The organism is Rosistilla oblonga, from assembly GCF_007751715.1.
Lineage (GTDB): Bacteria > Planctomycetota > Planctomycetia > Pirellulales > Pirellulaceae > Rosistilla > Rosistilla oblonga.
Map to the genome: position 1 here is coordinate 6,856,565 of NZ_CP036292.1, position 25,239 is coordinate 6,881,803.

General features: G+C 58.8%; 25 protein-coding genes and 1 tRNA gene. 5 read left to right on the forward strand and 21 right to left on the reverse strand.

What is annotated here, in order from left to right:
- Nucleotides 1–26 precede the first annotated feature (26 nt).
- The gene (locus tag CA51_RS24185; RefSeq protein WP_145123692.1) at nucleotides 27–1,307 is read right to left on the reverse strand and encodes a BBP7 family outer membrane beta-barrel protein; all 1,281 of its coding nucleotides are present in this window, start codon (nucleotides 1,305–1,307) and stop codon (nucleotides 27–29) included.
- A gap of 680 nt (nucleotides 1,308–1,987) precedes the next feature.
- Nucleotides 1,988–2,061: transfer RNA gene (locus tag CA51_RS24190), tRNA-Arg, on the reverse strand.
- A gap of 335 nt (nucleotides 2,062–2,396) precedes the next feature.
- Here CA51_RS24190 and CA51_RS24195 point away from each other — a divergent pair.
- Entirely contained in the window at nucleotides 2,397–3,035 is a 639-nt protein-coding gene (locus CA51_RS24195; protein ID WP_145123693.1) for a response regulator transcription factor, read from the forward strand.
- Between the two features lie 76 nt (nucleotides 3,036–3,111).
- Here CA51_RS24195 and CA51_RS24200 read toward each other — a convergent pair whose 3' ends face one another.
- The 11 genes from CA51_RS24200 to CA51_RS24250 form a co-directional block, all read right to left on the reverse strand.
- Nucleotides 3,112–3,639 (reverse strand): hypothetical protein, encoded by a 528-nt coding sequence (locus CA51_RS24200; protein ID WP_145123694.1) that lies wholly within the window; start codon nucleotides 3,637–3,639, stop codon nucleotides 3,112–3,114.
- A gap of 213 nt (nucleotides 3,640–3,852) precedes the next feature.
- Complete coding sequence (locus tag CA51_RS24205; RefSeq protein ID WP_197451438.1) at nucleotides 3,853–4,716, reverse strand: hypothetical protein; 864 nt, start codon at nucleotides 4,714–4,716, stop codon at nucleotides 3,853–3,855.
- 247 nt (nucleotides 4,717–4,963) lie between these two features.
- On the reverse strand, nucleotides 4,964–6,397 hold the full coding sequence (locus CA51_RS24210) for a S41 family peptidase (protein ID WP_145123695.1): 1,434 nt from the start codon (nucleotides 6,395–6,397) through the stop codon (nucleotides 4,964–4,966).
- A gap of 554 nt (nucleotides 6,398–6,951) precedes the next feature.
- Complete coding sequence (locus tag CA51_RS24215; RefSeq protein ID WP_145123696.1) at nucleotides 6,952–7,728, reverse strand: hypothetical protein; 777 nt, start codon at nucleotides 7,726–7,728, stop codon at nucleotides 6,952–6,954.
- Nucleotides 7,729–7,808: 80 nt separating this feature from the next.
- Nucleotides 7,809–8,516 carry an ABC transporter ATP-binding protein gene (locus CA51_RS24220; RefSeq protein ID WP_145123697.1) on the reverse strand — a complete coding sequence of 236 codons (708 nt, stop codon included), beginning with the start codon at nucleotides 8,514–8,516 and terminating at the stop codon, nucleotides 7,809–7,811.
- 259 nt (nucleotides 8,517–8,775) lie between these two features.
- Nucleotides 8,776–9,528, reverse strand: a complete 753-nt coding sequence (fabG, locus tag CA51_RS24225) for a 3-oxoacyl-ACP reductase FabG (protein ID WP_145123698.1) — start codon at nucleotides 9,526–9,528, stop codon at nucleotides 8,776–8,778.
- Nucleotides 9,529–9,582: 54 nt separating this feature from the next.
- Nucleotides 9,583–10,980, reverse strand: coding sequence for a GntP family permease (locus CA51_RS24230; RefSeq protein WP_145123699.1), 1,398 nt, complete (start codon nucleotides 10,978–10,980; stop codon nucleotides 9,583–9,585).
- Complete coding sequence (locus CA51_RS24235) at nucleotides 10,977–11,735, reverse strand: 3-hydroxybutyrate dehydrogenase (RefSeq protein ID WP_145123700.1); 759 nt, start codon at nucleotides 11,733–11,735, stop codon at nucleotides 10,977–10,979. The genes CA51_RS24230 and CA51_RS24235 overlap by 4 nt, the downstream gene beginning before the upstream one ends.
- A complete protein-coding gene (locus tag CA51_RS24240) occupies nucleotides 11,732–13,582 on the reverse strand; it encodes an AMP-binding protein (protein WP_197451439.1) in 1,851 nt (616 codons plus the stop codon). Before CA51_RS24240 ends, CA51_RS24235 begins: the two co-directional genes overlap by 4 nt.
- Entirely contained in the window at nucleotides 13,579–14,718 is a 1,140-nt protein-coding gene (locus CA51_RS24245; RefSeq protein WP_145123701.1) for a thiolase family protein, read from the reverse strand. Before CA51_RS24245 ends, CA51_RS24240 begins: the two co-directional genes overlap by 4 nt.
- Before the next feature lie 4 nt (nucleotides 14,719–14,722).
- On the reverse strand, nucleotides 14,723–15,613 hold the full coding sequence (locus tag CA51_RS24250; protein ID WP_145123702.1) for an alpha/beta hydrolase: 891 nt from the start codon (nucleotides 15,611–15,613) through the stop codon (nucleotides 14,723–14,725).
- Between the two features lie 270 nt (nucleotides 15,614–15,883).
- On the opposite strand from CA51_RS24250, the gene CA51_RS24255 reads away from it, so the two are divergent.
- On the forward strand, nucleotides 15,884–16,261 hold the full coding sequence (locus tag CA51_RS24255) for a hypothetical protein (protein ID WP_197451440.1): 378 nt from the start codon (nucleotides 15,884–15,886) through the stop codon (nucleotides 16,259–16,261).
- Nucleotides 16,262–16,374: 113 nt separating this feature from the next.
- Here CA51_RS24255 and CA51_RS24260 read toward each other — a convergent pair whose 3' ends face one another.
- From CA51_RS24260 to CA51_RS24280, 5 genes are read right to left on the reverse strand one after another with little or no spacing between them, the layout of a single operon-like run.
- On the reverse strand, nucleotides 16,375–17,157 hold the full coding sequence (locus CA51_RS24260; RefSeq protein ID WP_231745875.1) for a DUF1295 domain-containing protein: 783 nt from the start codon (nucleotides 17,155–17,157) through the stop codon (nucleotides 16,375–16,377).
- A 10-nt stretch (nucleotides 17,158–17,167) separates the two neighbouring features.
- Nucleotides 17,168–18,244: an SAM-dependent methyltransferase gene (locus CA51_RS24265; protein ID WP_231745876.1), complete on the reverse strand. Its 1,077-nt coding sequence runs from the start codon at nucleotides 18,242–18,244 to the stop codon at nucleotides 17,168–17,170.
- Complete coding sequence (locus CA51_RS24270) at nucleotides 18,223–19,464, reverse strand: SAM-dependent methyltransferase (protein ID WP_145123703.1); 1,242 nt, start codon at nucleotides 19,462–19,464, stop codon at nucleotides 18,223–18,225. The genes CA51_RS24265 and CA51_RS24270 overlap by 22 nt, the downstream gene beginning before the upstream one ends.
- On the reverse strand, nucleotides 19,461–20,318 hold the full coding sequence (locus tag CA51_RS24275) for a DUF1365 domain-containing protein (protein ID WP_197451441.1): 858 nt from the start codon (nucleotides 20,316–20,318) through the stop codon (nucleotides 19,461–19,463). The genes CA51_RS24270 and CA51_RS24275 overlap by 4 nt, the downstream gene beginning before the upstream one ends.
- Entirely contained in the window at nucleotides 20,315–21,685 is a 1,371-nt protein-coding gene (locus CA51_RS24280; protein ID WP_231745877.1) for an NAD(P)/FAD-dependent oxidoreductase, read from the reverse strand. The genes CA51_RS24275 and CA51_RS24280 overlap by 4 nt, the downstream gene beginning before the upstream one ends.
- A 211-nt stretch (nucleotides 21,686–21,896) precedes the next feature.
- Between CA51_RS24280 and CA51_RS24285 the strand changes: the two genes are divergently transcribed.
- The 3 genes from CA51_RS24285 to CA51_RS24295 all read left to right on the forward strand — a co-directional run bounded on the left by CA51_RS24285 (nucleotide 21,897) and on the right by CA51_RS24295 (nucleotide 24,201).
- Nucleotides 21,897–22,760, forward strand: coding sequence for a sigma-70 family RNA polymerase sigma factor (locus CA51_RS24285; RefSeq protein WP_197451442.1), 864 nt, complete (start codon nucleotides 21,897–21,899; stop codon nucleotides 22,758–22,760).
- The gene (locus CA51_RS24290; protein ID WP_145123706.1) at nucleotides 22,757–23,764 is read left to right on the forward strand and encodes a thioredoxin domain-containing protein; all 1,008 of its coding nucleotides are present in this window, start codon (nucleotides 22,757–22,759) and stop codon (nucleotides 23,762–23,764) included. The genes CA51_RS24285 and CA51_RS24290 overlap by 4 nt, the downstream gene beginning before the upstream one ends.
- Nucleotides 23,765–23,985: 221 nt before the next feature.
- On the forward strand, nucleotides 23,986–24,201 hold the full coding sequence (locus CA51_RS24295; protein WP_197451879.1) for a type II toxin-antitoxin system HicB family antitoxin: 216 nt from the start codon (nucleotides 23,986–23,988) through the stop codon (nucleotides 24,199–24,201).
- Between the two features lie 27 nt (nucleotides 24,202–24,228).
- On the opposite strand, the gene CA51_RS24300 is transcribed toward CA51_RS24295, so the two are convergent.
- The 3 genes from CA51_RS24300 to CA51_RS24310 form a co-directional block, all read right to left on the reverse strand.
- Nucleotides 24,229–24,573: a type II toxin-antitoxin system PemK/MazF family toxin gene (locus CA51_RS24300; protein ID WP_197451443.1), complete on the reverse strand. Its 345-nt coding sequence runs from the start codon at nucleotides 24,571–24,573 to the stop codon at nucleotides 24,229–24,231.
- Complete coding sequence (locus tag CA51_RS24305; RefSeq protein ID WP_145101769.1) at nucleotides 24,570–24,785, reverse strand: hypothetical protein; 216 nt, start codon at nucleotides 24,783–24,785, stop codon at nucleotides 24,570–24,572. The genes CA51_RS24300 and CA51_RS24305 overlap by 4 nt, the downstream gene beginning before the upstream one ends.
- Nucleotides 24,786–24,914: 129 nt before the next feature.
- The gene (locus CA51_RS24310) at nucleotides 24,915–25,139 is read right to left on the reverse strand and encodes a ribbon-helix-helix domain-containing protein (protein ID WP_145101771.1); all 225 of its coding nucleotides are present in this window, start codon (nucleotides 25,137–25,139) and stop codon (nucleotides 24,915–24,917) included.
- Between the last annotated feature and the right edge of the window lie 100 nt (nucleotides 25,140–25,239).

The window sequence follows — 25,239 nt, forward strand, 5'->3', positions numbered from 1 at the left end:
TGCGGCCAGCCGCAAAGCGTTTCAAACTAGAACCGGTACTCTGCACCGACGCTCCATCCCTGAACCCAATAGTCGGTCTCGTTGAACTGGAAGCCAGGACGATCCGAGGCCGCGGCACCTGCGATCGCAGGAGGGAACTGGCTGGGATTGAGATCCAAGTCGACTTGGTCGCCCGGACGCACCACGTTGTTCCAGTAGATGAATGTGTAGCCAAGGGTGAATCTTAGGTTGCGTGTCCAGTTATAACCAGCCGTGATACCGACCTCGGGAACGATTGCGAAGCGGTCGCGTTCGTAGTGCCCGCCGTTCGATGCCCCAGCCAAAATGCCGCTATCAAATGACTGCACCGTATCGGTGGTGATCACAGTGCTGCCGGCGATGTCCACGGTTTGGCGGTTCGAACCGATAGCCAACTTGCCGGTCAGGTCGAGCGACCAAGGACCGCGTTGACGCTGATACAAGACACCAAAGTTGAAGCCGTTGAAATGGGTGCGTGTATTAAATTGATCGCTGATGTCGAAGCTGCCCGATCCATCGGCGGCGTCCAGGTTTTCAGTGATCTGAAGCGTTTCGTCCAATTGCAAGCGACGCCAGCCGACAAGGCCTTCGATGCGGCTGCTGTAAGCTCGTGGCAGACAACATCCGGCCAGTTCGGCACAACCGGTGCTGCAACACCACAACCGTCGCAAGTGAACCGCAGTTCCTTCCAACGAACTTGTCACGTTAACGCCAACGGTTCCGTTGACAACACCTGGGAATGAGACCAGTTCGGAATCGTTCCCGTTGATTTCCATATTAAAGAAGGGGCGAGCCAGGATCGGCGAACCATTCCCCGAAGCGCTGAACGAGTCGCGTTCGGTATCGAGACCGAAGTGCTCCGCTTCGATTCCCCATCGGTGGCAAGCATCCAACCAGAACCCCAATCGGAATCGCATCCCGTTCAGGCTGTCGGTGACGTAGTCGTCGTTGCCGCCAAAGAGTGTCTGTGTCGTGCCGCGTTCCAATACGCCCGCGTCGGCGGTCGTGGCACTGGTGGTAACCAAAGGAGGCAAGCGCATTCCCTTCTGCCACCACATCAGATACTCCGCCGAGAACCATCCGTCCGATGGCACGCCGACGCAGAACAATGGGTTCCAGACGCGGCCGCGGCGGCATGAATTGCAACCGTTGCTGCATCCGTCGCAGCCCTGATCGCCAGCGGTGCCGTAGTAGGCACCCTCGCGGTAGCGATCGTCGTAGTCGTAGAAGTCACCCTCTTCGACGATCACCTCGCCATCGGCGAAGGGGACCATTTCCGAAGAGATCACTTCGGGCTCGGGGCTAGGCAATTCCTCCAGCGAATCTTCGACCGGCTGACGAATGGGTTGCCAGCGAGCGCGGGCAATCCTCTCTGCCGAAGAAGAAACTCTTTCGCGAGGCTCGTCTGCAAACGATTGAGTTGCTGTCAAACAAGCAAATGTCGCGACGATGATAATGCGTTTTTTAAACACAGCGTGACCGGTGGATTCAGGGTTTACGAGGCAGCCAGACCTAACGCTCCCGAAGGAATCGAGCCGGCGTCGCGAGCAAGCTCGTGACGCCGTGCGTTCCAACAAGAACGGTCCAGTTGCGATGCGAGCCCCCCGGCTTCCGCTACCGCTTTCTTGAGAACATTTACTGTCCCCATTCACCTATCGGCCAAGCATCCGATCAAACTTTGCCGCAAATTCAATTTAATCCGAAAATTCCTCCCAGCCCGCCCAGCCACAGCTTCAGCCCATAACTTAGACAGTGTTTTTATTGAGGCATCAGCCGGCTCGCGCTACCGCGCGGTTTCCTCGGACAACAACGCCGGCCGGCAATATTTGCGAAAGCACAAACACTTAACAGTCCGGCCAGCGGGCCGATCAATGCATGCATTCCGGGCGATAGCATCCGGCATGGGGGATCGATCGAGCAGAGGGCTCGAGATCGCCGCGAGTGAACCCCGCGTACTTATATAAAGAAGCACGCCCAGATGGATTCGAACCATCGACCTACGGATTAGAAGTCCGTTGCTCTATCCAGCTGAGCTATGGGCGCCGATTGAGGCAGGAAAACAGTACGCTAACCGCGATTTCCGGCCGCTGCAAGCGGTTACCGCCAGCAATGCAAAATCGCTCCGCCGGCGAGCGGTGGCAACCGAATGCGAAATTTACGCATATCGCCGCGGTGACCGATAGGCGATAATTTGTACAGGTATTCGGGATAAGTCAGGCACTTGTTTGGTCCTCCCCGCTGCTTGCCCCGCAGCGGATGAACCGACGCTTGGCATCTATCCCGAATCCACCTGTCGACGCCGCACATAGGAATTGCCCCTCCTGTGTGCGGCTTTATTTTTTCCCCCGCTGCATCGAACTAAGACTTCCGCCGATTTCATGCCTGACGGATTGACGTTCTACCTCTTTTCCAACTTCGACCACCGCGTTCGCACAGTCGTTCGAACCGCCGCCGATCGCTTAGCAGACGCGGTCGTGCGAGAACTCTCCCACCAAGCACTCCTCTCGCCGCAGCCCCCGACCGAAGCTGGCTGTATCCTGATCGATCTCGATCAAACCGCCGGGCTCGACGCGGTTCGCGAGTTCATCGTCGCCAACGGACAGCAGAGTAAGATCATCCTTATCTCGGAGCGCGCCGACCTAAAGCTAGCCCGCCAGGCGTTCCCGCTGGGCGTATTTGATTGCTTGGCCAAACCGGTCGATCCCGAACAATTGCTCGACTCGATCGCCCGCGCGACAGAAGCGATCCGCTGCGATCGGAAAACGTGGCGGGTCAGTCGCAGCGATGCCGCTGCCGTCGAAGCGCTCACGCCGCGGGAACTCGAGTACTTTTCGAAGCTGCTCGAGGGCTGGTCGATCAAAACGCTATCGACTCATTTTCAAGTCTCGATTCAAACCGCAGCCAAACATCGCTCGCGGGTGCTAGCAAAACTGAAGGCAGAGAACGAGGTCGAACTGGTCCACCGCTTTGGCACCACACGTCTGACCTTCCCACGCGATCCGGGCGACAGCAACTAACGCGCTCGCCACGATCCAGCGGTTGCCCAGTGCGTCCCGGGCATTTCAAATCGCTCGAAAAGCAATCCGCCTCGTATCAGGCAGCTGCTTGAGCCGGCGAACTCGACGTGCCATCGATCAATTCGCTAGCGTCGACCGAATAGAGAGCACCGGTCTCGGCATCGGTAGCGATCACGACCGTTTCAGCATGTACGATGCGGGGCAGAAAATTGAGGATCGATGGATCGCTCAGCCCTTCGTGGTCCTGGTCCAAGATCACCAGGTCGACGGCACCGATCGTGTGAGCAACACGCGGCAATCCGGTCGCCAGCGTTCCAGGGACCGGCATCGGCTTGATCCCCACGCCGGTCATCTTGGCGTGAAACTGCTTCAGCGAAAGCCCACCGCCAGCCTCGAACTGATCGATCGCGGCATACCGCGTCGGCACGCTATCGTGATGCTGCAGCCACTGCAACAAGCGATCGCATCGGGTTCCATCGCCAAGACCTGTCTCAAGCACCGATTGAATCTTGCGATTCGCTGTCGCTCGAAATAGGACCCGATCCTCGGCTGGCTTGGACAATCGAGTTGTCTGAAACACATACCACCAGTCTGCCAGTCCCATCGCGCTGAGTCCTTCCAATCACGACAAAATCGGTTCATCCATAACACTACACACAGAAATTATGTCGGGTTGATTTCGGTCGCAAATCAAGCAGATCTTGCTTGAATCGGCAACCTTTACCTATTTCCAACGCTTTCCGGTGCCAGAGCAACGCTGCCCGCAGAAATCTTCGCTGCGGGACAGCCTCGCCACACGCTATGGCTGGGCGTGTTGTTAGGTCCCGAATGGGTCGCTGCCGCCAAACGGATCGCTCATGTCGCCGTCGCCAGCGGGAGCTGCATCGCCACCGAATGGGTCCCCTCCGCCAAACGGATCGGCTGCGGGGGCGGGAGCCGGTGCGGCTGGAGCGGGAGCTGCAGGTGCTGGAGCGCCAAATGGATCGGCGTCGGCTGCGGGAGCCGCTGGTTCGGCACCTCCGCCAAACGGATCAGCCCCAGGTGCTGGTGCCGCTGGCTCGGCGGGATCGTCGTTAAACGGATTGTTTTTTGCATCCGGAACCGGCTCGCCCGGGGCGGCAGCTTTGTCGTCAAACGGATTGTTCGTGTCGCCACCAGCCGCGGGGGCTGCAGGTGCCGCAGGAGCGGGAGCTGCCGGGGCCGCGGGAGCGGCTGGCTTGTTGCCTCGCAAAACCTCGCCTTCAGCTGCCTTCAGGTCGTTGTAGCGAGCTTGGTTCTTGGCCGATTGGTTGGCGCGATATTCCAAGCGAGCCAACTGGCGAATGTTCTCCATCTCCATCCGCACAGGACCTTGCACGCGTTGCAACGCGCGGCCGATACCCGCTCCGTATTCGCCTTCGATCTCAAGCTGAGCACCCAACTGCCAATCCGCTTCGGCTTCCAACTGGCGTCCAGTCGCCGCGTTGACGACGCCGCGGAAGTAATGGGCACGCGGATCGCGGGATCCGTTGTCGATCGCCATCGAGAGATAACGGTGGGCGTCGATCAGATCGCCACAGTAGTAGGCATGTACACCGCGACCGTATAGCTCAGCGAGAACGGGGCTTTGAGCTTGGCTGGGCGATTGGAAACCGAAAGATCCGGCAACCACGAGAATCATCAAAAACAGGGACCGAGCCATGGTGAAACACCTTTCCGACCGTGGGATTCGACTGAGAAGTAACAAACGTTGGGAATCCGCGACGCGGCCTGATGCCTCGCCAACGGAAAAATTTCGCACCGGAGATCGGTTGCTTTTTTGCTTGGAGATTAGCAAGAGCATAATCACAACGATTTGCCATACTACTCGCAAATTGCCCCATTCACAACAAATTTAATCGTGCCTACAGCGTGCATACCGGGCCTAATCCTCCCAATCGCACCCCCAATCAAGCTGCAACTTTCAGCGATTTTGCCGCCGTCTGCTTCAGGAACTCGACAGCTCGCATCAGCTGTGGATCCTGCTCGATCGCGTGGCGATCCGCTGGCGGTTCTTTCCCAGTGTCGGCCGCCGATGCAGCCTCATCGGGCGACTCTGCCGTGTCGGCCGCGTCGGGAGTGTCGGCTTTTGCCTCCGCCGGTTTCTCCGCCTCTTCCTCCGTCGCAGTCTTCACGACGGGAACCTCAGTCCCACCTGGCATGATCGGGTAGGCGGCGCTTTGCAGTCGCTTCATCGCGGCCATCCGTTGGTCGTCGGACATCTTGACCTCGAAACCGTCGCTGGGACGAACGCCCCAAGCGTCTTCGTCAGTCGAACCCTCCAGGCGATGGATGTTCTCGCCGTTGGGGCGGTAGTAGCGGGCGGTGGTCAGTTTCAACGCGCTGCGTCCCGATTCCAGCGGCAGCACGTTTTGAACGGTCCCCTTGCCGAACGTCCGCTCGCCGATGACCGTTGCTCGGCGGTGATCCTTCAAGCTCGCAGCGACGATCTCGCTGGCGCTGGCCGAATCACCATCGATCATGATCACAAGCGGTTTGTCGTCGTCGACAAGCACTCCCGAGGTCGCCGAGAACTCCGCCTCCAGCTTGCCGCCGCGGCCGCGGGTCGTCACGATCACTTCGTCTTCGAGAAACATGTCGGCGATATCGACAGCCGCCGACAGCAGCCCGCCTTGATTCTGCCGCAGGTCGATGATCAACGAATCAAAATCGTTGTCCAATTGTTCCAGTGCCGCGGTGACCTCTTCGACGGTCTGTTCGGCGAACGTCGTCACGCGGATGTAGGCGATCCGCGGCTCTTCACGCAGCCGGAACACCCAGTTGTTTTCGGAATCGCGGTAATCTCCCAGCACCGATTCCAGCGGGATCCAAGCGCGCTGCACTTCGACTTCCAAAGTTTGATCGCCTCGCTGGACCAGGATTGAAACGACAGTCCCCTCGGGGCCGCGCAACAAATCGCTGACCTTTCCGATTTCGAGCCCTTCGGTTGTCGTCCCATCGACTTCCATGATCCGGTCTCCCGGTCGCAGCCCCGCCTTAAACGCGGGCGTTGCAAATAGAGGCGTCACGACGCGCACGCGGTCCTCTTTGTCGGGCTGTTCGACGATGATCCCGATCCCGGCAAACCGCTGCTGCAGCGCGTCTTGGAAATGGCCGTACGAACTGGGATCGATGAACTGCGAATAGGGATCCAACTGGCTCACCACACCCTGCATCGCTCCATCGACCAAAGCGCGGTGGTCGACCGGATCGACATAATAGCGATCGATCATCGAGATCGCGTCTCCGACCGGGCCGGCGTGTTTCATTCGATCGGCCTTCAAATAACAGGCGATCGAGACGATCATCACCGCCACAATGACATAGGTGTTGCGAACAGGCATTATCAATCCGACCAACGATCAGCAAGAGGAAAACAAAGGCGATTCGGGCGGCGACCGACGGGAAACGGTCGCGCCAAAGGAGCGGCAATCCGTCGCGGCCCCCACTCTGTTGAGCCTATCCGATCGCCGCATCTTTTGCCAGCTTCGAAGGCTTGCACGATGCGTGAAACCTCCCAGCGGTAGCGGAAAAGCCGCGGAGGCGGCGGCAGCATAGAGTCAGGGCCGCAGGCTCGACCATTTGCATAGCCCAGGCCATCGGCCTGGGGTCTAGTGGCGATGATTGACATGGTTGGGCTGTAGGCCCGGTCGATTGTCACCACCTCCCCCGGGGCGTTGCCCCTTCGCCTGTTGTGAAATGAAACCGGGCGACGTCGGCTGATACCCAGCCCTGCAGGCTGGGCTATGCAAATTGCTGGACCTTCGGCCCGCGACAGGCGTGCCAGGAATGTGCCTGTCCCCTTTCGCCCCTCACGCGTGTCGTGCTACCGCAGCTTCGATTCGGTTTGCATGCGATCGCGTTGTGCGGCGGGTTCACCTTGGACGCGAAGCCCAAACTACCGGCGGCGTTTCCAACCGATTTCGGGCCCACCAGGGCGGGTGATGAAAAGAGTCAGCAGCAGGCCCGACAACAGCCCCACACCGACGAACATCACAAACGGCAGCGGTGAATCGGACAGCCGCCAGCCCTCGGTGAAGACGGTACTAAACATCGCCGCCAGCGTGGCGATCGGAAAGAACATTGCCAACAGGACGTTCAACCGATGGGATGCCCGAGCCATCCGATCGCTCGCTTCGGCCTGCTGTTCGGCGCGGCGAACCACCGCGACGTCCATCGCATTTTTGGCGTCGCCGTACAGCAGTTCCGCCGTCCGCGAAATCTCGTAAGCCCGGTCGCGGCATTCGATCAGGTCGCGGTCCTGCGGAACCTCTTTGCGAGCCTCCTCCAAGACCTGCAACATATTTCGCGACGCTCGCAGCAAGGGCGATAGCCGTTCGAGCAACTGCAGGTACTGGTCGGCATGCAGCGCCTCGGTCTCCCGCTGCTCCGACGCATCCAACGCGGCGGCGTATTGATCCAAATGTTTGTGCAGCGCCGCCGGGCCAGCTCCCGAATCGGAACTGTGCCACGTCCCCGAGGTTTCCCGCCAGAAGAACCGCCCCGTTCGCGTCGTATCATCCGCTCCGGGAACGACGTGCAACACCAGCAACAAATGACCGTCGGCCAGCATCGCGCGCTGGCGGCCCGCGGTCGATCCCAAGCGATGCCGAAACTCTTCGGGCAACTGCCACATCGGCGGCAACAGTTGACGTTTAGGCTTTGTCGGACTCATCAGTTCCCCCCTCGTTCAAATCGATTCAACCGGCGGCGTTGTCGCACCGCTTCAATCGACGCCCCACGTAATGAAAAGGCCTACACATTTCCTGCTTCCCCCGCCACGCTTCCATGTCGCTCGCCGACAACCTGCCCGGCTTGCAGTTGGATCTGGCGATCGGTCATCCGATCGATCTGCTCGCCGCTGTGACTGGTCCAAACGATCGACCGCTGTGGATCCGCCGCTTGCCAATCGCTAATCATCGCTTCGACGCGACGAGTCAATTCAGCATCCATCGACGCCGTCGCTTCATCGAACAGCACGACGATCGGATCCAACTGCAGCGCTCGCAGCAGCGCAAACAACTGCCGCTCGCCGCCGCTGGCTTGCATCATCGGCCCTCGCGGCAAATCCACATTCAACCCACACGCGTCGATCCAAGCCGCGATCCGATCGGCGTCGTAGCGGCGATCTCGATGGATCTTCCATTCAAACGGCGACCGCAGAAATTCTTCGACAGTCCCATCGGTGACCGGGACCAATTGAGGCAGATACATCGCACGGCTGCGGAATCCGGGCACCTCGCTTCCAACAACCGGTTGCCCCTGCCATAAGATGCGGCCTTCTTGCACCGGATCCAACAAAACCATCGACCGCATCAAAACAGTCTTCCCTGCGCCGCTGGAACCGACCAAACCGATCCGTTCTCCGGCAGCGATCGACATCGAAACCCGATCGATCAACACGCGACCGGTGGCGGAATCGCGGCGGGTGATCTGTTCGGCGGTCAGTAGCGGTGCAGCCAAGGCGGTAAAACTCAGGTGGTGTCGTTCTGGAAGTTCGCCGATTATAAGCAGCCAGCAAGCAGCCTTCTAGGTTTAACCGCAATCCAGTTCAACGAAGCGTAGTGGACGAGGCTACGAGTCCCAACGATTTGGTCTGCTGCAAAAGGACTCGTAACCTCGTCCACTACTTCCCGCCGCTAATTCATTGGACGGTCCGAAGAGCCTGCGGCTTGCCCGGACAACATATTGCGACGTGCTTCGCCGACACCGCTCCGAGCGATTAGACCAGCCAACCGCCGTTGACGTGCAGCGTCTGGCCGGTCATGTAATCGGCCAGCGGGCTGCACAGAAACAGGATCGCGTTGGCAATTTCCGCCGGTTCACCAAATCGTCCCAAAGGAATTTGCTTCAGCATCTCGGCGCGGGCCGCTTCGGGAATCGAAGCTCCCATCTCGGTCAGCACCACGCCGGGAGCGACCGCGTTGACGGTGATCCTTCGGCTGGCCAGTTCCTTGCTGATCGCTTTGGTCAGTCCGACCACGCCCGCTTTGGCAGCTGAATAATTCGCCTGGCCGAAGAAGCCAGTAAAGCCGGAGATCGATGTCATGTTAACGATCCGCCCGCCATCGGCGATCCGCTCCGACGCCTCTTTGCAAACGCGATAGACGCCCGACAGGTTCGTATCGATCACCGAACCCCATTCGTCATCGGACATCTTCTTCAGCGTGCGGTCTCGCAAGATCGCCGCGTTGTTGACGACGATGTCCAACGATCCAAAGTGCCCGACCACGGCATCAAACATCGCTGCGATCGAATCGCGATCGCGGACGTCTCCTTCGACCGCCTTCGCCCGCGACCCCAAGCCGCTGGCCGCCTGCTCGGCTCGCTGCTGGTTCACCCCCGCAGCGTCCTGGAAGTAGGTCAACACGACGTTGGCTCCAGCGGCGTGCAGCGTCGTCGCCGTCTGCAGTCCCAGCCCTTGTCCGCCACCGGTAACCACGGCTGTCTTCTGTGTCAGGTCGATGCTGATCATTGTCTTTTATTCGTTTGTAGAGGAAGGGATGTCATCGCGACGAAGCGTCTGCTGTCAAACCAATCCGGTCCATTGATAGATCGCAATCACGACAAAGACCGCCAGCGTCTTGATCAATGTAATTCCAAAGATGTTCCCATACGCTTGGCGATGTGTCAGCCCGGAGACAGCCAACAGCGTGATCACTGCGCCGTTGTGAGGCAGCGTGTCCATCCCGCCGCTGGCCATCGAAGCGACTCGATGGAAGACCTCCAACGGAATCGCGGCGGCTTCCGCATTGGCGATGAACGTTTCGGACATCGCCGCCAACGCGATGCTCAAACCGCCCGATGCCGATCCTGTGATCCCAGCCAATGTCGTCACGGTCACCGCTTCGTTGACCAACGGATTGGGGATCCATCGCAGCGCATCGGAAACGATCAAGAAACCTGGCAACGCAGCGATCACCGCCCCAAATCCGTATTCCGATGCCGTGTTGGTCGCGGCCAACAACGCTCCTGCGATCGCCGGCTTCGTCCCCTCGGATAGCTTTTTGAACAGATGCCGCCAAGCCAGCAACATGACCGTCAAGATTCCCAGGATCAGCGCCGCTTCGATCGACCAGATCGCCGAGATTTTGGCGACGTCCTGAACAACCGGTTCCGATGTCCCAACAACCGCTGGAATAAATGCGTGCGATTCACCGTACAGTCGCGGAATCGCACCGGTCAGGATTTTGTTAGCGACCGCAACGACCAGTAGCGGCAGCATGGCGAGCCAGGGCGAAGGAAGCCGATCGTGCTCAAACGCCGCAGGTTCGTTCAACAAGACGTCGCCATAACCTTCTTCGTTCGCGGCGGCGACGCGGACACGCCACTCCAAAAACAGCAGACCTGCCAACAGCGTGAACAGCCCGCCCAGGATCCCCAACCACGGCGCCGCGTAGATGTCGGTCTTGAAGAATGCCGCGGGGATCACGTTCTGGATTTGAGGCGTTCCGGGAAACGAATCCATCGTGAAACTGAACGCTCCCAAAGCGATCGTCGCGGGGATCAATCGCTTCGGAATTCCGCTCTGACGAAACAATTCGGCGGCAAACGGATAGACGGCAAAGACCGCCACAAACAGCGACACGCCGCCATAAGTCAGCAGCGCACTGACGATCACGATCGACAGCACCGAGCGTTGGCGTCCCAGTAATTCGATGATCGCCGACGCGATCGATTTCGCAAATCCCGACAGCTCCATCGTTTTGCCGAAGACCGCGCCCAGCAGAAAGATCGGGAAGTAGAGCTTAAAGAAGCCCGCCATCTTGTCCATGAACAGCCCCGTGAACATCGGGGCGACTTCCGCCGGGGAGGTCAACAACACGGCTCCCATCGCTGCCAGCGGAGCGAACAGGATCACGCTGTAGCCGCGATAGGCGGCGAGCATCAAAAAACCGAGTGCCGCAAGGATGATCAGGAGGTTCATTGCGCGGTCCAGCCACCATCGATTGTGAGCGTTTGGCCTGTGACGTTCCGAGCCAACGGGCTGGCCAGATATTCGATCGCCGCGGCGACCTCGTCGCATTCGATAAACGCCTTCTTCGGCATCGGTGCCAACATCACTTGATCGATCACTTCGGCTTCGGTTATCCCGCGTGCGATCGCTTGGTCGCCGATCTGCGCGTCGACCAGCGGCGTCCGAATGTAAGCGGGGCAGATGACGTTGCTGGTGATCTCCGAACCAGCTGTCTCGAGCGCCAACACCTTCGAAAAGCCAAGGATCGCGTGCTTGGCAGCCGTATACGCCGTCTTGTACGGCGACGCCACCAACGAATGAATCGAACCGATATGGATCATGCGGCCATATCCCGCGGCTCGCATTCCCGGCAACACGGCTCGCGACATCAAGAACGTTCCCTTGACCATCACGTCGAACAACTGCTCCCACTTCGCCAGCGGAAAATCTTCCAACGGGGCGACATGCTGCAAGCCAGCGTTGTTGATCAAAATGTCGATCGGGCCGACGCGAGCAAGTAAATCCTGGACATTCTGTTCACTCGACACATCCAATTGATGAGCCTGCGCCGCACCTCCCGCAGCCACGATCTCCGCAGCCGTCTGTTCGGCTCGCGACAAATCGAGATCGGTTGCCAGAATCGTGTGTCCTTGCCCGGCCAGGCAGATCCCAAGCCCACGCCCCAATCCGCTGCCAGCACCGCTGATCAAAACTGTACGCTTCACGAGCAACCTTTTGCATGTTGGAGGTATTGATCGCGGAGCACGCGTCGCATGACTTTGTTCGACGCGGTTCGTGGCATCACATCGACAGGAATGATGTCGTGGATTTTGAACAACGGATTCAATTCTTTTCGAATCGCCGATTGCATCGCCGCCATCAGCTCCTTTTTGTCGACCGTCACGTCTTTCGCAAGCACCACGTAGATCACCAGTTGGCTAGGACCACCGTCGGGCGCGACGCCGATCGCCGCCGTTTCGGAGAGCCCCGCGACGCCTTGCAACACGCGTTCGATCTCCGCCGAACCGACTTTGATCCCACCCAGGTTCATCGTATCGTCGGCTCGCCCCATCGCTCGCCAGCCCCCAGCGGGAATCCGCTGGATCTGGTCGCCATGCCGTCGCAAAACGTCCCCTTCATGACGGCACGGGGTCGCTGCATAATACGATTTGTGGTGGTCCCTGTTCAACAATTGCGTCGACATCCCGATCGTCGGAGGGACAAGAAACGCCTCGCCGCTGTCGGCTGGTTGTCCCTCGGCGTCCAAGATCACCATTTCGGTACCAAGCGTCGGCGTGTTGAACTCACCGACTTTGCAAGGCAGCGCGAGCGTCGATACGATGTAGCCGCCGCCGAGCTCCGTGCCACCACAATATTCGATGACCGGTCGACCGCCAGCCTGCTCCATCAACCACCGCATATCGTCCGCGGCGGAGCATTCGCCGGTCGTACTGAACAGCTCGATCGAACTCCAATCGAGCCCTTGAGCCGCGTCCACAGCTCGCCACGTTTTCACCAGACTGGGAATCACTCCCAACATCGTCGTCCGCGCGTCCTGAACAAACCGGCAGAACTCCGCACCGGTGGGCGATCCGTAGTAGAGTCCCATCGAAGCCCGATTCATCAGTGCAGAGAAGATCAGCCACGGGCCCATCATCCAACCGATATTAGTTGGCCAAACAGCGACGTCGCCCGGCTGGATGTTCTGGTGGAAGTGGGAATCGGCCGCGCATTTGATCGGCGTCGTATGCGTCCACGGAATCACTTTGGGATCGCCCGTCGTTCCCGACGAGAACAGGATGTTCATCGGATCCGAGGGCTCGCAAACCGCAACCGGCGCGTCCTCGTCATCGCCAAGAAAATCGCTCCAGTGACAATCTCCATCGCGCAGCTCGGCCGTCGACCCTTCGGAGACGACGATCGCCGCCGGCGCATCGGCTTGCTTGACGCCAGCGAACAACGGATGCGATTTCCCACCGCGGCGGAAGACATCTTGAGTGAAGATTCCGACGGCGCCAGAGAGTTTCAGCCGCGTCGCGATTTCTTTGGGTTGGAAGCTGTCGGCGATACTGACAGCGACACAGCCAGCCCACGCGATGCCGAGATAGATCGCAACGCATTCGACAGTCATCGGCATCAAGATCGCAATCGCATCGCCAGGCTTGTAGCCGCGCCGCCGCAGCCCATCGGCGACTCGCGACGCAAACGCCCGCAATTCACGAACGGTCAACGTTTCCAATTCGCCCCCTTCGTGCTGATAGATGATCGCCGTCGAATCGGCAGCCGCGTTAAAGCAGCTCTCGACAATGTTCAACTTCCCGCCGGGGAACCACTTCGGCGAGGCGACTCCTTCGGAAACATCGACGATCCGATCGAAGGGCGTCTGGAAAGGAATCGCCAATCGTTCGACGACCGACTCCCAAAACAGTTCGCGACGCTGGATCGACCAATCGTGCAAGGCTTCGTAATTGTCGACGCCGGCGCGCTGCATCAGCCAAGCCACGTTGGTGGCGTCGATCGTTTCCTGGGTTGGTTCCCAGATCCCACATTGTTTCACTTCGACAGCTTTCACTCTGGTTTATCCAAAACAACGGCACATCCCATCCCACCACCGACACACAGCGTCGCCAGCCCGCGTCGGGGCCGGCGGTGTGCCAGATGGACGATCAACCGCGCTCCGCTGGCACCAATCGGATGCCCCAATGCGATCGCGCCGCCGTCACAGTTGACCTGGGCTTCATCTAGTTTCAATTCACGCATACAAGCCAGCGACTGCGCCGCAAAAGCTTCATTTAATTCGATCGCATCAAACGACTGCGGATCGACGCCCAGTTTTCGCACCGCGTGAACCGGACCGAGCCCCATCAATTCAGGCTCGCAGCCCGCGACGGCGCTGGCTGTCAGAACCATCATCGGTTCCAAGCCGCACTGGCGTCCCCAGTCTTCGTCGCACAACAGCAACATCGCCGCGCCGTCGTTGATTCCCGAAGCGTTCCCCGCGGTCACGGTGCCATCGCTTTGGAACGCTGGCGACATTTTAGCCAGCTGTTCGACAGTCGTTCCCGGCCGCGGATGTTCGTCTTCGACGCAGCCATCAACAGCGACGATCTCGTCGGCGAATCGCCCCGCCTGCTGCGCCGCGGCGTACATCGCTTGGCTGCGAACCGCAAACTCGTCTTGCGCCGCGCGGGAGACCTCGTACTTGGCCGCCAACCGCTCGGCGGTTTGGCCCATGTGATCGCCGCTGAACGCGTCGGTCAGCCCGTCGCGCAACACCGAATCGACAAGCACCGCGTCGCCCAACTTGTATCCCCTGCGGGCCCGCTGCATCAAGTGGGGTGCGTTGGACATCGATTCGGTCCCGCCGCACAAAACCATTTTGGCCGATCCGTTCTGAATCGCTTGAGCCGCCAGGATCACCGCCTGCATCCCCGAACCGCACATCATATTGACCGTGAAGGCGGGCGTGCTGACCGGCAGCCCCAACCGCACGCCAACTTGCCGCGCGACGTTCATCCCCAGCCCCGCACTCAGCACATTGCCAACGATCACCGAGTCGATCCAACCGGGATCGACCGATGCCACGACCTCGCGTCCGGCCGCGACAGCCAGATCGACCGCCGATTGTTTTGCCAACGCGCCGAGCAAGCGTCCCTGCGGAGTCCGCTTCGCTGCGACGATCCATACCGTTTTTTCAGACTTCTCCATCCGACTACTTCTTCCCTATTGTTTCACGTACGAATTCGGAGGCTCGCTTGCCAGCATCTCCACCGGCTCCCGCAACTCCATGATTGGCTCCCGGCACCACAACAAGTGCCGCTGTGACACCTGCTTCTTGTAATTGTTTGTCCATCCGCCGGGCATGTTTGATCGGCACGATATCGTCCGCATCGCCGTGGACCTGCATGATCGGCGGATCGTCGCTGCTGACAAAGCTGATCGGCGAGACGTCTTTCATTTTGTCGGCATCCATTTCGGCAACCGCCGTTCCCGGTTGATAGCCCAGCAATTGTCGGTAGGCGGGATGTTTGTGTTCGATATCGGACAACAGCGACCAATCGGTGGGGCCAGCAAAACTGACAGCGCACGCCACGCGTGACGACTGTTTTTTAATCGGATCGGTCGCCTGGGCATCGGCCACATCGTCGTGCAATGCAACCCACAGCGAAAGGTGTCCGCCAGCCGATCCGCCGGTCACGCCGATCCGATCGGGATCGATGTTCCACGCTGCGGCGTTGCTACGGACAAACTGAATCGCTCGCAAGCAGTCGTCGGTCTGGGCCGGATGGGGCGCGACGTCGGTGAATCGGTATTCGACCGAGACGACTGAGAGCCAACCCTGCGCGACTGCGTTACTGAGCCATTGAGGCAAGCGATTCTTCGAACCTCCCCGCCAACCGCCGCCATGGATGTAGACCATCGCCGGGACCGGCGTTTCCGACTTCGCCAGATAGACATCCAACCGCTGCGACGCGTGCTGGTCGTCGTAGGCGAGATCGCGATGCGTCGGCGGAATCTGCTGGCAACTGGCCGTCATCGGCACGAGAACCAACAGCAACAACGGTAAACCAATCGACAGCGAGAGTCTCTGGAATCGACGCATCGTTTTTGCCTTGAGGGAGGTGGGGTGGAGAGAGTGGACGGATGATTGTAACTGGAGGGAGGGGAACAAGAAACGCGTCGGTCGCACTGCATACCAGGCCGACTGACAAACAATGGTTCCCTTGCCCAACGTCGCTCATTATTATGACGGGTCCTCAACTTGCGATCCTCCACCACGGCGACTGCTGTCCAGGCGATGCCGCCTACGTGGGGGGATCCCATCCGTTCCCCTTCACTCCGCCGCACGCAGCGGTGGCAACCGAAACAAACCATGACCAAAAAGCAGCGGATCCCGCACAAATTCCAACCGTGGATCGCCGTCCGCAAAAAGTATCGGCTGACCGACGCGCAGGTCCAGATGGCCCGCGAACTGGGGCTGAGTCCGAAGCGATTCAGCAACTACGCCGACCGCAAGGATCAGCCTTGGAAGCTGCCGTTGCCCGAATTCATTGAAGCCCTGTACGAAAAGCAGTTCGGCCGCGTCGCCCCCGAAGTCGTGCTGACGATCGAAGCGATGGCCGCCGAACACCAAGCCCGCCGCGAAGCCAAGAAGCTGGCAAAACAGGAAGCCTTGGCGCAAGAAGAATCGCAAACGGAAGAAGCCGCCGCCACGGACGAACCGGCATCGCCTGAAGCCGACGATCAATAAAGGCACTCAAGCGAAAAGGAAAAAGTGGCAAATCACAACTCGCCCCTACCACGATCGCTAAGTCGCTGCCGGATGCATCCGACAGCTTGATCGCGACGACCGCTCGGAAATTCCTAAACGCTGGCGGTGGTCTTCACGGGGCCGGGGAAGAAGGCATTCGTTCGGGCGACGTATTCTGCGTAGCCCGGCTTCGACGTCGACAACTTCGTCTCCAGCAAAGTCACGCCCGAGACACGCATCAGCAGCAGCGACATCAATAGCGGAGCGATGATCGTCCACCAAGCGGCGGTCAGAGAGAGGCTGACCAGAAACAAGCCCCACCAAACCAGGAAGTCGCCGAAATAGTTGGGGTGCCGCGTGTACCGCCACAAGCCGCTGTCGAGCACTTTTCCCTTGTTGCCCGGGGCGGCTTTAAAACGAGCCAACTGCCAATCGCCTACCGATTCGAAGCACAGCCCCGCAGCCCAAACGATCACGCCAACAACTTTCAGCCAGACCAGATTGCGGTCAGCCAACGCCGTTCCGATCTGAATCGGCAGCGCAACGACAAACATCACCACGCCCTGCAATCCAAAGACTGTCAGCAGACTGATCCACGCAAAGGCCGATCCCCACTTCGCCCGCATCTCCCGATAGCGATAATCTTCGGGTTGACCATGATTACGCCAGAACAAGTAGCCGCTGAGCCGCACGCCCCACAGCGTTGTCAGCACGGGCAACAACCAATAGGCCGAATCGCGATCGGCGATCCAATACGCCGTCCATGCGACCAGCACAAAGCCGATCCCCCAGCCGATATCGACGATGCTGGCATCGCGTTTCCACAGACTCAGCAACCAGATCGCGAGCATCAGACAGGCGATCGCGGCGGCACTGGCGAGCATGACGTTTAACAATGGATTGTGCTCATCGTTCGAACAGATAATGGGAAACGAACCACTCGTTGCCGCCGTTGAAAGCAAACAACTCCTCGCACGCCATAAAGAACATTCGCCAGCGATTCTGCCACATGATCGCGTGGTCCTCGCCGTAGGTCTGTTTCAGAATCGGTAATAGCGACTCGCTGCAGCGGTCGTGATTCTCCAGCCACGCCCGACTTGTCTTCGCATAATGCATGCCGCTCCATCGCGATTTGGAGGCCAAGGTCAATCGCGAGCCGACGCTCTCCAGCAGGTTCTCGCAGGGCATCATTCCGCCGGTGAAGAAGTAGCGTCCCATCCAATTCTGCTCGCCGTCGGAACGGAACAGATACGGGGTTCGCTTGTGACAAAAGATGTGCACAAACAGCTTCCCGTCGGGGACCAGCCAGTCGTGGATCCGGTCCATCAACTTGCGGTGGTTCCGCATGTGTTCGAACATTTCGACCGAGACGACGCGGTCGAAACTATCGCCCGGTTGGAAGTGATTGATGTCGACGGTAAGCACTTCCAAATTCGTGAGCCCCGCTTCGCGAGCTCGAGCGGTGATGAACTCCCGCTGCGAATGGGAATTCGAAACCGCAGTGACCTGGCTGTTCGGATAATGTTCCGCCATCCACAACGACAGCGATCCCCATCCGCACCCAAGCTCCAAGATGCTCATGCCATCTTCCAACTGCGCGTTCTCACTCGTTTCGCGCAACGCCTGCTCCTCCGCCTGCTGCAGTGAAAGAATGCCTTCGGTCCAGCGGCAGCAACTGTACTTCAAACGCGGCCCCAACACCTGCCGAAAGAACGCCGCCGGGACTTCGTAATGCTGATCGTTTGCCTTCTCCGGCACGACGGCGATCGGTTGCGGACGCGTCGCTCGCAGAAAGGCTTCACAGTCGCTGTCGTCGGCGAGTTCATGAAGGTCGCGCAGCCGCGAACGCAGCAACCGCCGGATGCCAGCCCGCAGCAGCGGATCGGGCAACCAACCGGCTTCCGCCTTCCGCGTCACGAATCCGAAGAACGACTGCAGGGTGCTCTCGTCGGTCGCCGGATCTATCGCTTCGGTTTGTCCCACACAACTTGAACAACTCGAACCGCCTGTTCGCTGAACGCCGCTTCGCAATAACACAAATAGTACTCCCACATCCGAATAAAACGATCATCGAAGCCAAGTCGCCGCACATCATCTAACCGCCGCATGAACCGCTGTCGCCAAGCATGCAGCGTGCGAGCGTAATGCGGCGAGAGATCCTCGACCGTATGCAGCCGCAGATCGGTCGTCTGGCCAACCGCCTGTTGCATCGCAGCGACCGACGGCAGGAAGCCGCCCGGAAAGATGTACTTCTGAATAAAATCGACGCCCTGGCGATAGGCGTCGTATCGCGATTCGGGCATCACGATCCCCTGCAGCACAAACCGACCGCCGGGCTTCAACAGACTGCCGCATCGCTCGAAATAGGTCTTCAGAAATCGCTCGCCCACCGCTTCGATCATCTCGATCGAAACCAGTTTGTCGTAGCGGCCGACGAGATCGCGGTAGTCGCTGTCGAGCAGTTCGACGCGATCGGCGATCCCGGCCGCTTCAAATCGCTGGCCAGCTTTTTGGTACTGAGCCGACGAGATCGTTGTCGTCGTTAATCGAACGTCATAGTTCTGGGCCGCATGCAACGCAAAACCGCCCCATCCGGTCCCGATCTCCAGCACATGATCCCGCGGCTGCAGATCCAATTTCTCGCAGATCCGCTGCAGCTTCGCCTCGGACGCCTCACGCAGCGAAAACGAATCCTCAGCGAAGTAGGCCGACGAATACATCCCTGTCGAATCGAGGAACAAGTCGAAGAATTCGTTGCTCAGATCGTAATGCGCCGCGATGTTTCGGCGACTGCCTCGCAAAGTGTTGCTTGCCAATTGATGCGAATACCGGGCAGCGTGACGCGTCAGCTTGGCGATCCACGACGTATCGCCAGACGCCTGGCGGTCGTTGCGATACAGGATCCGCAGCAACGTCGTCAGGTCATCGGTCTGCCAGTGATTGCGAAGGTAAGATTCGGCGAACCCCAGCGATCCGCCGGTTGCCAATTGAGAATAGAAGTCGGGCTCGAGGACATTCAGACTGGCCTGCAAACCATCCTCCGCCGTCGTCCCGAGCACACGCTGTTGGTGGCTGTCGGAAAAACGGACGACGCCTCCGTCGGCGGTCGAAAGCCAGTCGAGCATCTTGCCGCGAGCCGAGCGTTGCAGCCAGGAGAGCGAAGGGGCCGCGGGATGTGGAATCGTGGTTGCTGTTGTGCTCATGAAGATGCCTCGCGATGGCGGCCTGGATGCGGAACAAACGGAACTTTTTTCCACCACAGTCGCAACGCCTGCCAATAGATCGCGGCGACCACTTGGCAGGTCATCAACGGAAAACGGACGACGGCCCAGACCAACCGGCGGTAGGAAAACGGTTGGCGTTTCAGTTGCAGTGTCGCATCAAAAACTTGCGTCGCTTCGTCGAAGTTTTCGATCTGCACCGACAACTGCTGGGCCGGCGTGGAGATTCGCCAGCGATACATCATCTGCATCGGCATGAACGGCGAGACGTGGAACACTTTGCGGCATTGATGGCGATGGATTCGTGAATCCCCATCGCACGGAATCACATAACAATGACGCTCGCCCCACGGCGTGTTGGTGACTTCGGCAACGATCGCTTGCAACCGTCGACCGTCGGCGTGGTAGCAGAAGTAGAACGAGGCGGGATTAAACGACAGCCCGAAGAATCGCAGATGGGTCAGCAGACGAATCGGCCCGGTGATCGTCAGTCCAATCTGATCTTGAACCAAATCGCGGATGCAATCGGCCAGTGGACGCTCGGGATCGCCCATGTAGTCGCTGCGGCGAAAACGGAGCAGACTGAATCGTGAAGTGCTGCAGAACAATGGGAAGCGAAACAGCGAATTAACTTCGTCCAGATCGATCATCGCCAGGAACAACGAATAACAGAACTGGTGTCCGACGGGGACGAAGCGGCGGTGCCGGATCGTACCGAAATACAGACAGCTCGATCGGGCTGGCGGCGACAAGTCGCTCGTCACCTCCGCGGCCGATTCAACTTCGAGTTCACTCATCAGCGGGGCGTCGCTTGGAATGGCAGCCGATGCGTTCACGATGACTTTCCTCCACTGGCCACCGCCGCGGCCGCTGGTTGCGATCGCAACGAGGCGCCTGGCTTTTCAGCCGCCGGTTGTTCCGGAAGACGATGTTTGGTTTGCAGCGACCAATCGGGGATGCCAAACTCTCGGCAGACCGCCAAACCGCTGACCACTCCGTCCTCGTGAAACCCGTTTCGCCAATAGGCTCCGCAAAACGAGGTCCTACGGCGGCGAATGACTTCGCGGTGCCGCTTCTGAACCGCCGCGCGTTGAACCGTAAACAACGGGTGCGAATACTTGAACCGAGCGATCACCTTCTCCTCTGCGATTCGCTGATCTTCGTTTAACGTGACACAAAACGTCTGCGGCGAATCGATCTGCTGCAACATATTCATGTTGTAGGTCAGCGTCGGCCGGTCGACTTGTGTTTTGGGAAGGTGGTAATTCCAACTGGCCCAAGCGCGGCGACGTTTGGGCAGCACGCGTTCATCGGTATGTAGAACTGCCGAGTTGTCGCTGTACGGAAACGCTGACAATAACTCCGTCTCCAGCGGATCGGCATCAGCCAGCAACCGCAACGCTTGATCGCTGTGGCAAGCGAAAACGATCTCGTCGAAGATCTCCTCGCCCCCGCGAAAGCTTACTCGCACACCATCGGCTTGGCGGCTGACCGATTCGACGGGGCAAGCCATGCGAATGTTGTGGCGGAACGGTTCGACTAACCTCTCGACATATCGCATCGATCCGCCGCGGATCACCTGCCACGTCGGCCGGTCTCGCAAACTCAACAGACCGTGATTGACGTAAAACTCGAGAATGAAACGGATCGGAAAGTTGGCGAAGTCGGCGCAGGGACAGGACCAAATCGCCGCTCCCATCGGCAACAGATACTGCTGTGCAAATTCATTCGAGTAGCGATGCTGGGCGAGGAACTGGCCGACCGTCTCGTTTTCGGTGACCGTTTCGAGATGCTGAGGCCCTTCGCGATTGAACCGCAAAATGTCGCGAAGCATCCGCAAGAAGGAGGGCCGCAGCAGATTTCGCCGCTGGGCGAAGACGCCGTTGAGCGAGGTGCCGTTGTATTCCAGACCAGTCCGCTCGCAACAGACACTAAAACTCATCGACGTCGGATCGGTCGGGACGTCCAGATCGCGAAGGATACGTGTGAAGTTGGGGTAGGTGCGGTCGTTGCAGACGATGAACCCGGTGTCGATTTGGTGGCGTTGTCGGCCGGTTTCCGCCGTTCCGACCTCGACCTCTTGCGTGTTGACGTGTCCGCCCAAACGCCAATCGGCTTCGAAAACGACGACGTCGTGGATCGCGGAGAGCATTCGCGCTGCAACAAGTCCCGAGACTCCCGATCCGACGATGGCGATTCGCACACTCAACTCCGCTGAAATTTGCTGGCGTCACGCGATGATGCCGACACCCACTTCTTTGTAGAGCTAACTGCCGGATTGACCAATGAAATTCTTGGTCCCGCCGAGAATCACTTTAGTTTTGTGGTCAATTCAACGCGTGCCGCTATAAAGGATGCGGGGTCGAGAGTCGGCCGGCTCCCCCACTCCGTCAATCCACTTACTGGAAATCGACTTGGGCCGTTCAGAAATCGCTTACATTCCGAACGAAGACTTTGACACGGCGTCCGAACAAGACTTCGCCGAGATCGATGGGCAGTTGTATGCTGACGAAGAGGAGTCCGGACGCAGTCGCCGCGATGCCGAAGCGTTCTTGATGGCGATCGAAGCGTCGCGATTGTTGACGGTCGAAGGCGAACGTTTTTTATTCAAGCGGTTGAACTTCCTGCGGTTCCGAGCCAACGCCTTGCAAGCGTCGCTGGGGCGTGGGCGAGCCGCTAGGCGGAGTCAGCAGGAGATCGATCGGCTGCTATCCGAAGCGAACCAGACACGCGATCAGATCGCTTGTGCGAATCTGCGGTTAGCCGCTTCGATCGTTCGCAAATATTCGAACTCGCAAGACGATTTCGACGAGTTCCTGGCCGAAGCGAATGCGATTTTGCTGAACGCTGTCGACAAGTTTGATTACTCACGAGGTTATCGTTTCAGCACGTACGCGACTCACGCGATCCAACGACATATTTACAGGTTGCTGCAGAAGACGCGGAAGGCTCGCGACCGCCAAACGGCCGACGGCAACGACCAGATCCTGCAGATCGAAGCCTCACCCTATGTCGGCGAAGCGGCTTGCGAAGACGCAGCCAAAGCGATGAAGAAGCTGATCGCTAGTTTTGATCGCGTGCTGGACGATCGCGAACAGGAAATCGTCCGCCGCCGGTTTGGGCTGAATGCATCGGGCAAAGGGGCGTCGATGCGAGCCATCGGCGACGATTTAGGGATCAGTAAAGAACGCGTCCGACAGCTCCTGAACAGTAGTATCGAAAAGCTGGCCAAAATCGCTGAGCCGCTGGAATCCATTCTTCAACAAGACCGTCCATGACATACGCAGACGTTCCTATCGATCGGGATTCCATCAATCCCGCCTACAAACCACGAGGTTGGATGCGGTACGCGCTGCGCGGTGCGGCCGTCTACCATCTCGCCTGGGGTGCGTTGGCGATCATGATGCCCGCGACGATGCTCGGCTGGCTGGGTGCCGACGGCGACGGATTAGCCCTCACCCTCTGGCAATACATCGGCTTGCTTGTCGGGCTGTTTGGAATCGGGTGCGGGATCGCATCGCGAAACCCGACCGGGCACTGGCTGCTGCTGACGATCGGGTTGATGGGAAAGATCTTCACAGCCACAGGATTCGCGCTGGCGTTTTCAACTGGTGCGGTCCCTATGGCGATCGGTTGGACTGTGCTCACCAACGATCTGATATGGATGGTTCCATTGGCGTTGATTCTTTGGGAATCGGCGCACACCGCCCATGCCGTCGATTCGGCTCACAGCGAACCGGAAGCCGACGATCCGATGAACGATCTGCGGACCAACACCGGCAAAAGCTTAAACGAACTGGCCAACGCCAACCCGCAAATGATCGTCTTCCTGCGTCATGCCGGCTGTACGTTTTGCCGTCAGACGCTGGCCGACATCTCGCTGCAACGGGCGTTGATCGAGGAGACCGGATGCCGGTTGTTGTTCGTCCACCTTGGCCCCGAAGACGCTCAAGCGACCGAAGTCTTTCGCCGCTACGACGTCGACGATGTTCCCCGAATCTCCGACCCGAAGTGTCGGTTGTACCGGCAGTTTGGACTGGAGCTCGGTGGCTTTTCGCAGCTGTTTGGCCTGCGAGTCTGGCTGCGTGGCTTGATCTACGGATTTGTCAACGGACATGGGATCGGCGCGATCCAAGGCAACAGCTTTCAGATGCCGGGAGTCTATCTGTACCACTGCGGCATGATCCTTGACGGCATCCGCCACGAACTCGCGTCGGATCGCACCAACTACGTCGACTTCGCCCGCCAGATCGAACAATCGCCCCCCGCAGTCTCCGCATAGAGGCGAAGCAGGTGGGCGGTTTCTCAAGCGATTCACGGAAAAGATTTGCATTGCGTCCTTCCGGCATCCGGGGATGCATCGATGACACGACGGTATCAAATCAACGAATAGTCGCTTGCCTGCGCAGGTCCAACGCACGACAATTGTTAACAGAGGCTTTTCACTGCGATCCCGATCGCCCCGCACAGCGCACACCTGAATCCCCATTCGAAGGAATTTGCATGCTGACTCCCAACTTCAATGCAGTAATTCGCCGTGATGGCCAATGGTGGATCGGCTGGATCGAGGAGATTCCAGGCGTCAATTCACAAGGTGCAACTCGCGATGAGCTGATAGCGAACCTACGCGATGCGCTTGTGGAGGCGATCGAACTGAATCGCGAAGACGCTCGAAGAGCTGCGGGCGAAGCATATGAAGAGGTGGCGATTCAACCGTGAAATGCCTGCTCTTAACAGTGAACGAGATCAAATCGACCGCCCCAATAGTTTGCTCAACTCATTGAAAACGGCTTCGCAACCGGCATCGCCGATGTGCCCCATCTTCTCGCGGATACGGCCTCGGTCGATCGCTCGCAATTGAAACACCAACGCAACGGAAGCCTTGCCCAACCCGCTTTCTGACGATGCGGCAATCGTCGTGGTTCCTGCGAACCGCAACGCTCGAATTGCCGTGCTCAGCGGCACCACCAGCGCTGTAGGTAGACCTCCTGCATATCGATCTTCCTGCATGATGATGGCGGGGCGACGGCCATGTTGTTCCCGACCATTGGCCCGCGGAAAATCGACCCAATGAATGTCGCCGACATTCATTGCTCCTCTGCCTCCCATTTTTCGATCATCGCCCACGCTTCATCGCTAGCTTGATCCCATGCCTGCATCTCGGCACGCAGTTCGGCCGGAATCGATTCCGGCTCGACCACGATCTCGACATGCGTCCCTTCAGCCAACTGCTGGGTTGCTTGCGGAACAATCACGCCATCTTTCACGATCCCAGGAATGCTCGCTCGACTATCTGTGGACATCTTTTCACTCCGATCAGCTCTCTGTTCCGTCTCCGCCGACCAAACTTGAATTACTCAAGCCTGATGATTCCCTACCGGAACCTTTTAACCTAGCATAACTGGACGTCTGCCCTTAAGTCCACAAAGAAATCAGGACTGCGGACGTTGATCGAGATCGGCAAACACTTCGTCGCCGTTTATGCCCAACCCCGCATCCAGTTCAGCAATCCCCTTCTGGATGTCAGATCGCAACTGTTGCCGGCCCATCAACAATCGCACGCCGTCGACAACGGCCTCATTTGCCGAATCGTATTCGCCGGAGGCGACGAGCCCCTCAACAAACTGCATTGCTTCGCGTGGTAGTTCGATGTTCATTCCAAACCTCTGCTGTTGAGACCAGGAGACTGAATGTGGTTTCTCACTAGGTCTCTTTGATTCTACGCCACCGAGATTCGATTTGACAGAATCCGCTTGG

Coding starts and splice junctions, on each gene's coding strand:
- CA51_RS24195 (WP_145123693.1), top strand. CDS start 2,397: ATGCCTGACGGATTGACGTTCTACCTCTTTTCCAACTTCGACCACCGC.
- CA51_RS24200 (WP_145123694.1), bottom strand. CDS start 3,639: ATGGGACTGGCAGACTGGTGGTATGTGTTTCAGACAACTCGATTGTCC.
- CA51_RS24205 (WP_197451438.1), bottom strand. CDS start 4,716: ATGGCTCGGTCCCTGTTTTTGATGATTCTCGTGGTTGCCGGATCTTTC.
- CA51_RS24210 (WP_145123695.1), bottom strand. CDS start 6,397: ATGCCTGTTCGCAACACCTATGTCATTGTGGCGGTGATGATCGTCTCG.
- CA51_RS24215 (WP_145123696.1), bottom strand. CDS start 7,728: ATGAGTCCGACAAAGCCTAAACGTCAACTGTTGCCGCCGATGTGGCAG.
- fabG (WP_145123698.1), bottom strand. CDS start 9,528: ATGATCAGCATCGACCTGACACAGAAGACAGCCGTGGTTACCGGTGGC.
- CA51_RS24230 (WP_145123699.1), bottom strand. CDS start 10,980: ATGAACCTCCTGATCATCCTTGCGGCACTCGGTTTTTTGATGCTCGCC.
- CA51_RS24245 (WP_145123701.1), bottom strand. CDS start 14,718: ATGGAGAAGTCTGAAAAAACGGTATGGATCGTCGCAGCGAAGCGGACT.
- CA51_RS24250 (WP_145123702.1), bottom strand. CDS start 15,613: ATGCGTCGATTCCAGAGACTCTCGCTGTCGATTGGTTTACCGTTGTTG.
- CA51_RS24255 (WP_197451440.1), top strand. CDS start 15,884: ATGACCAAAAAGCAGCGGATCCCGCACAAATTCCAACCGTGGATCGCC.
- CA51_RS24270 (WP_145123703.1), bottom strand. CDS start 19,464: ATGAGCACAACAGCAACCACGATTCCACATCCCGCGGCCCCTTCGCTC.
- CA51_RS24290 (WP_145123706.1), top strand. CDS start 22,757: ATGACATACGCAGACGTTCCTATCGATCGGGATTCCATCAATCCCGCC.
- CA51_RS24295 (WP_197451879.1), top strand. CDS start 23,986: ATGCTGACTCCCAACTTCAATGCAGTAATTCGCCGTGATGGCCAATGG.
- CA51_RS24300 (WP_197451443.1), bottom strand. CDS start 24,573: ATGAATGTCGGCGACATTCATTGGGTCGATTTTCCGCGGGCCAATGGT.
- CA51_RS24305 (WP_145101769.1), bottom strand. CDS start 24,785: ATGTCCACAGATAGTCGAGCGAGCATTCCTGGGATCGTGAAAGATGGC.
- CA51_RS24310 (WP_145101771.1), bottom strand. CDS start 25,139: ATGAACATCGAACTACCACGCGAAGCAATGCAGTTTGTTGAGGGGCTC.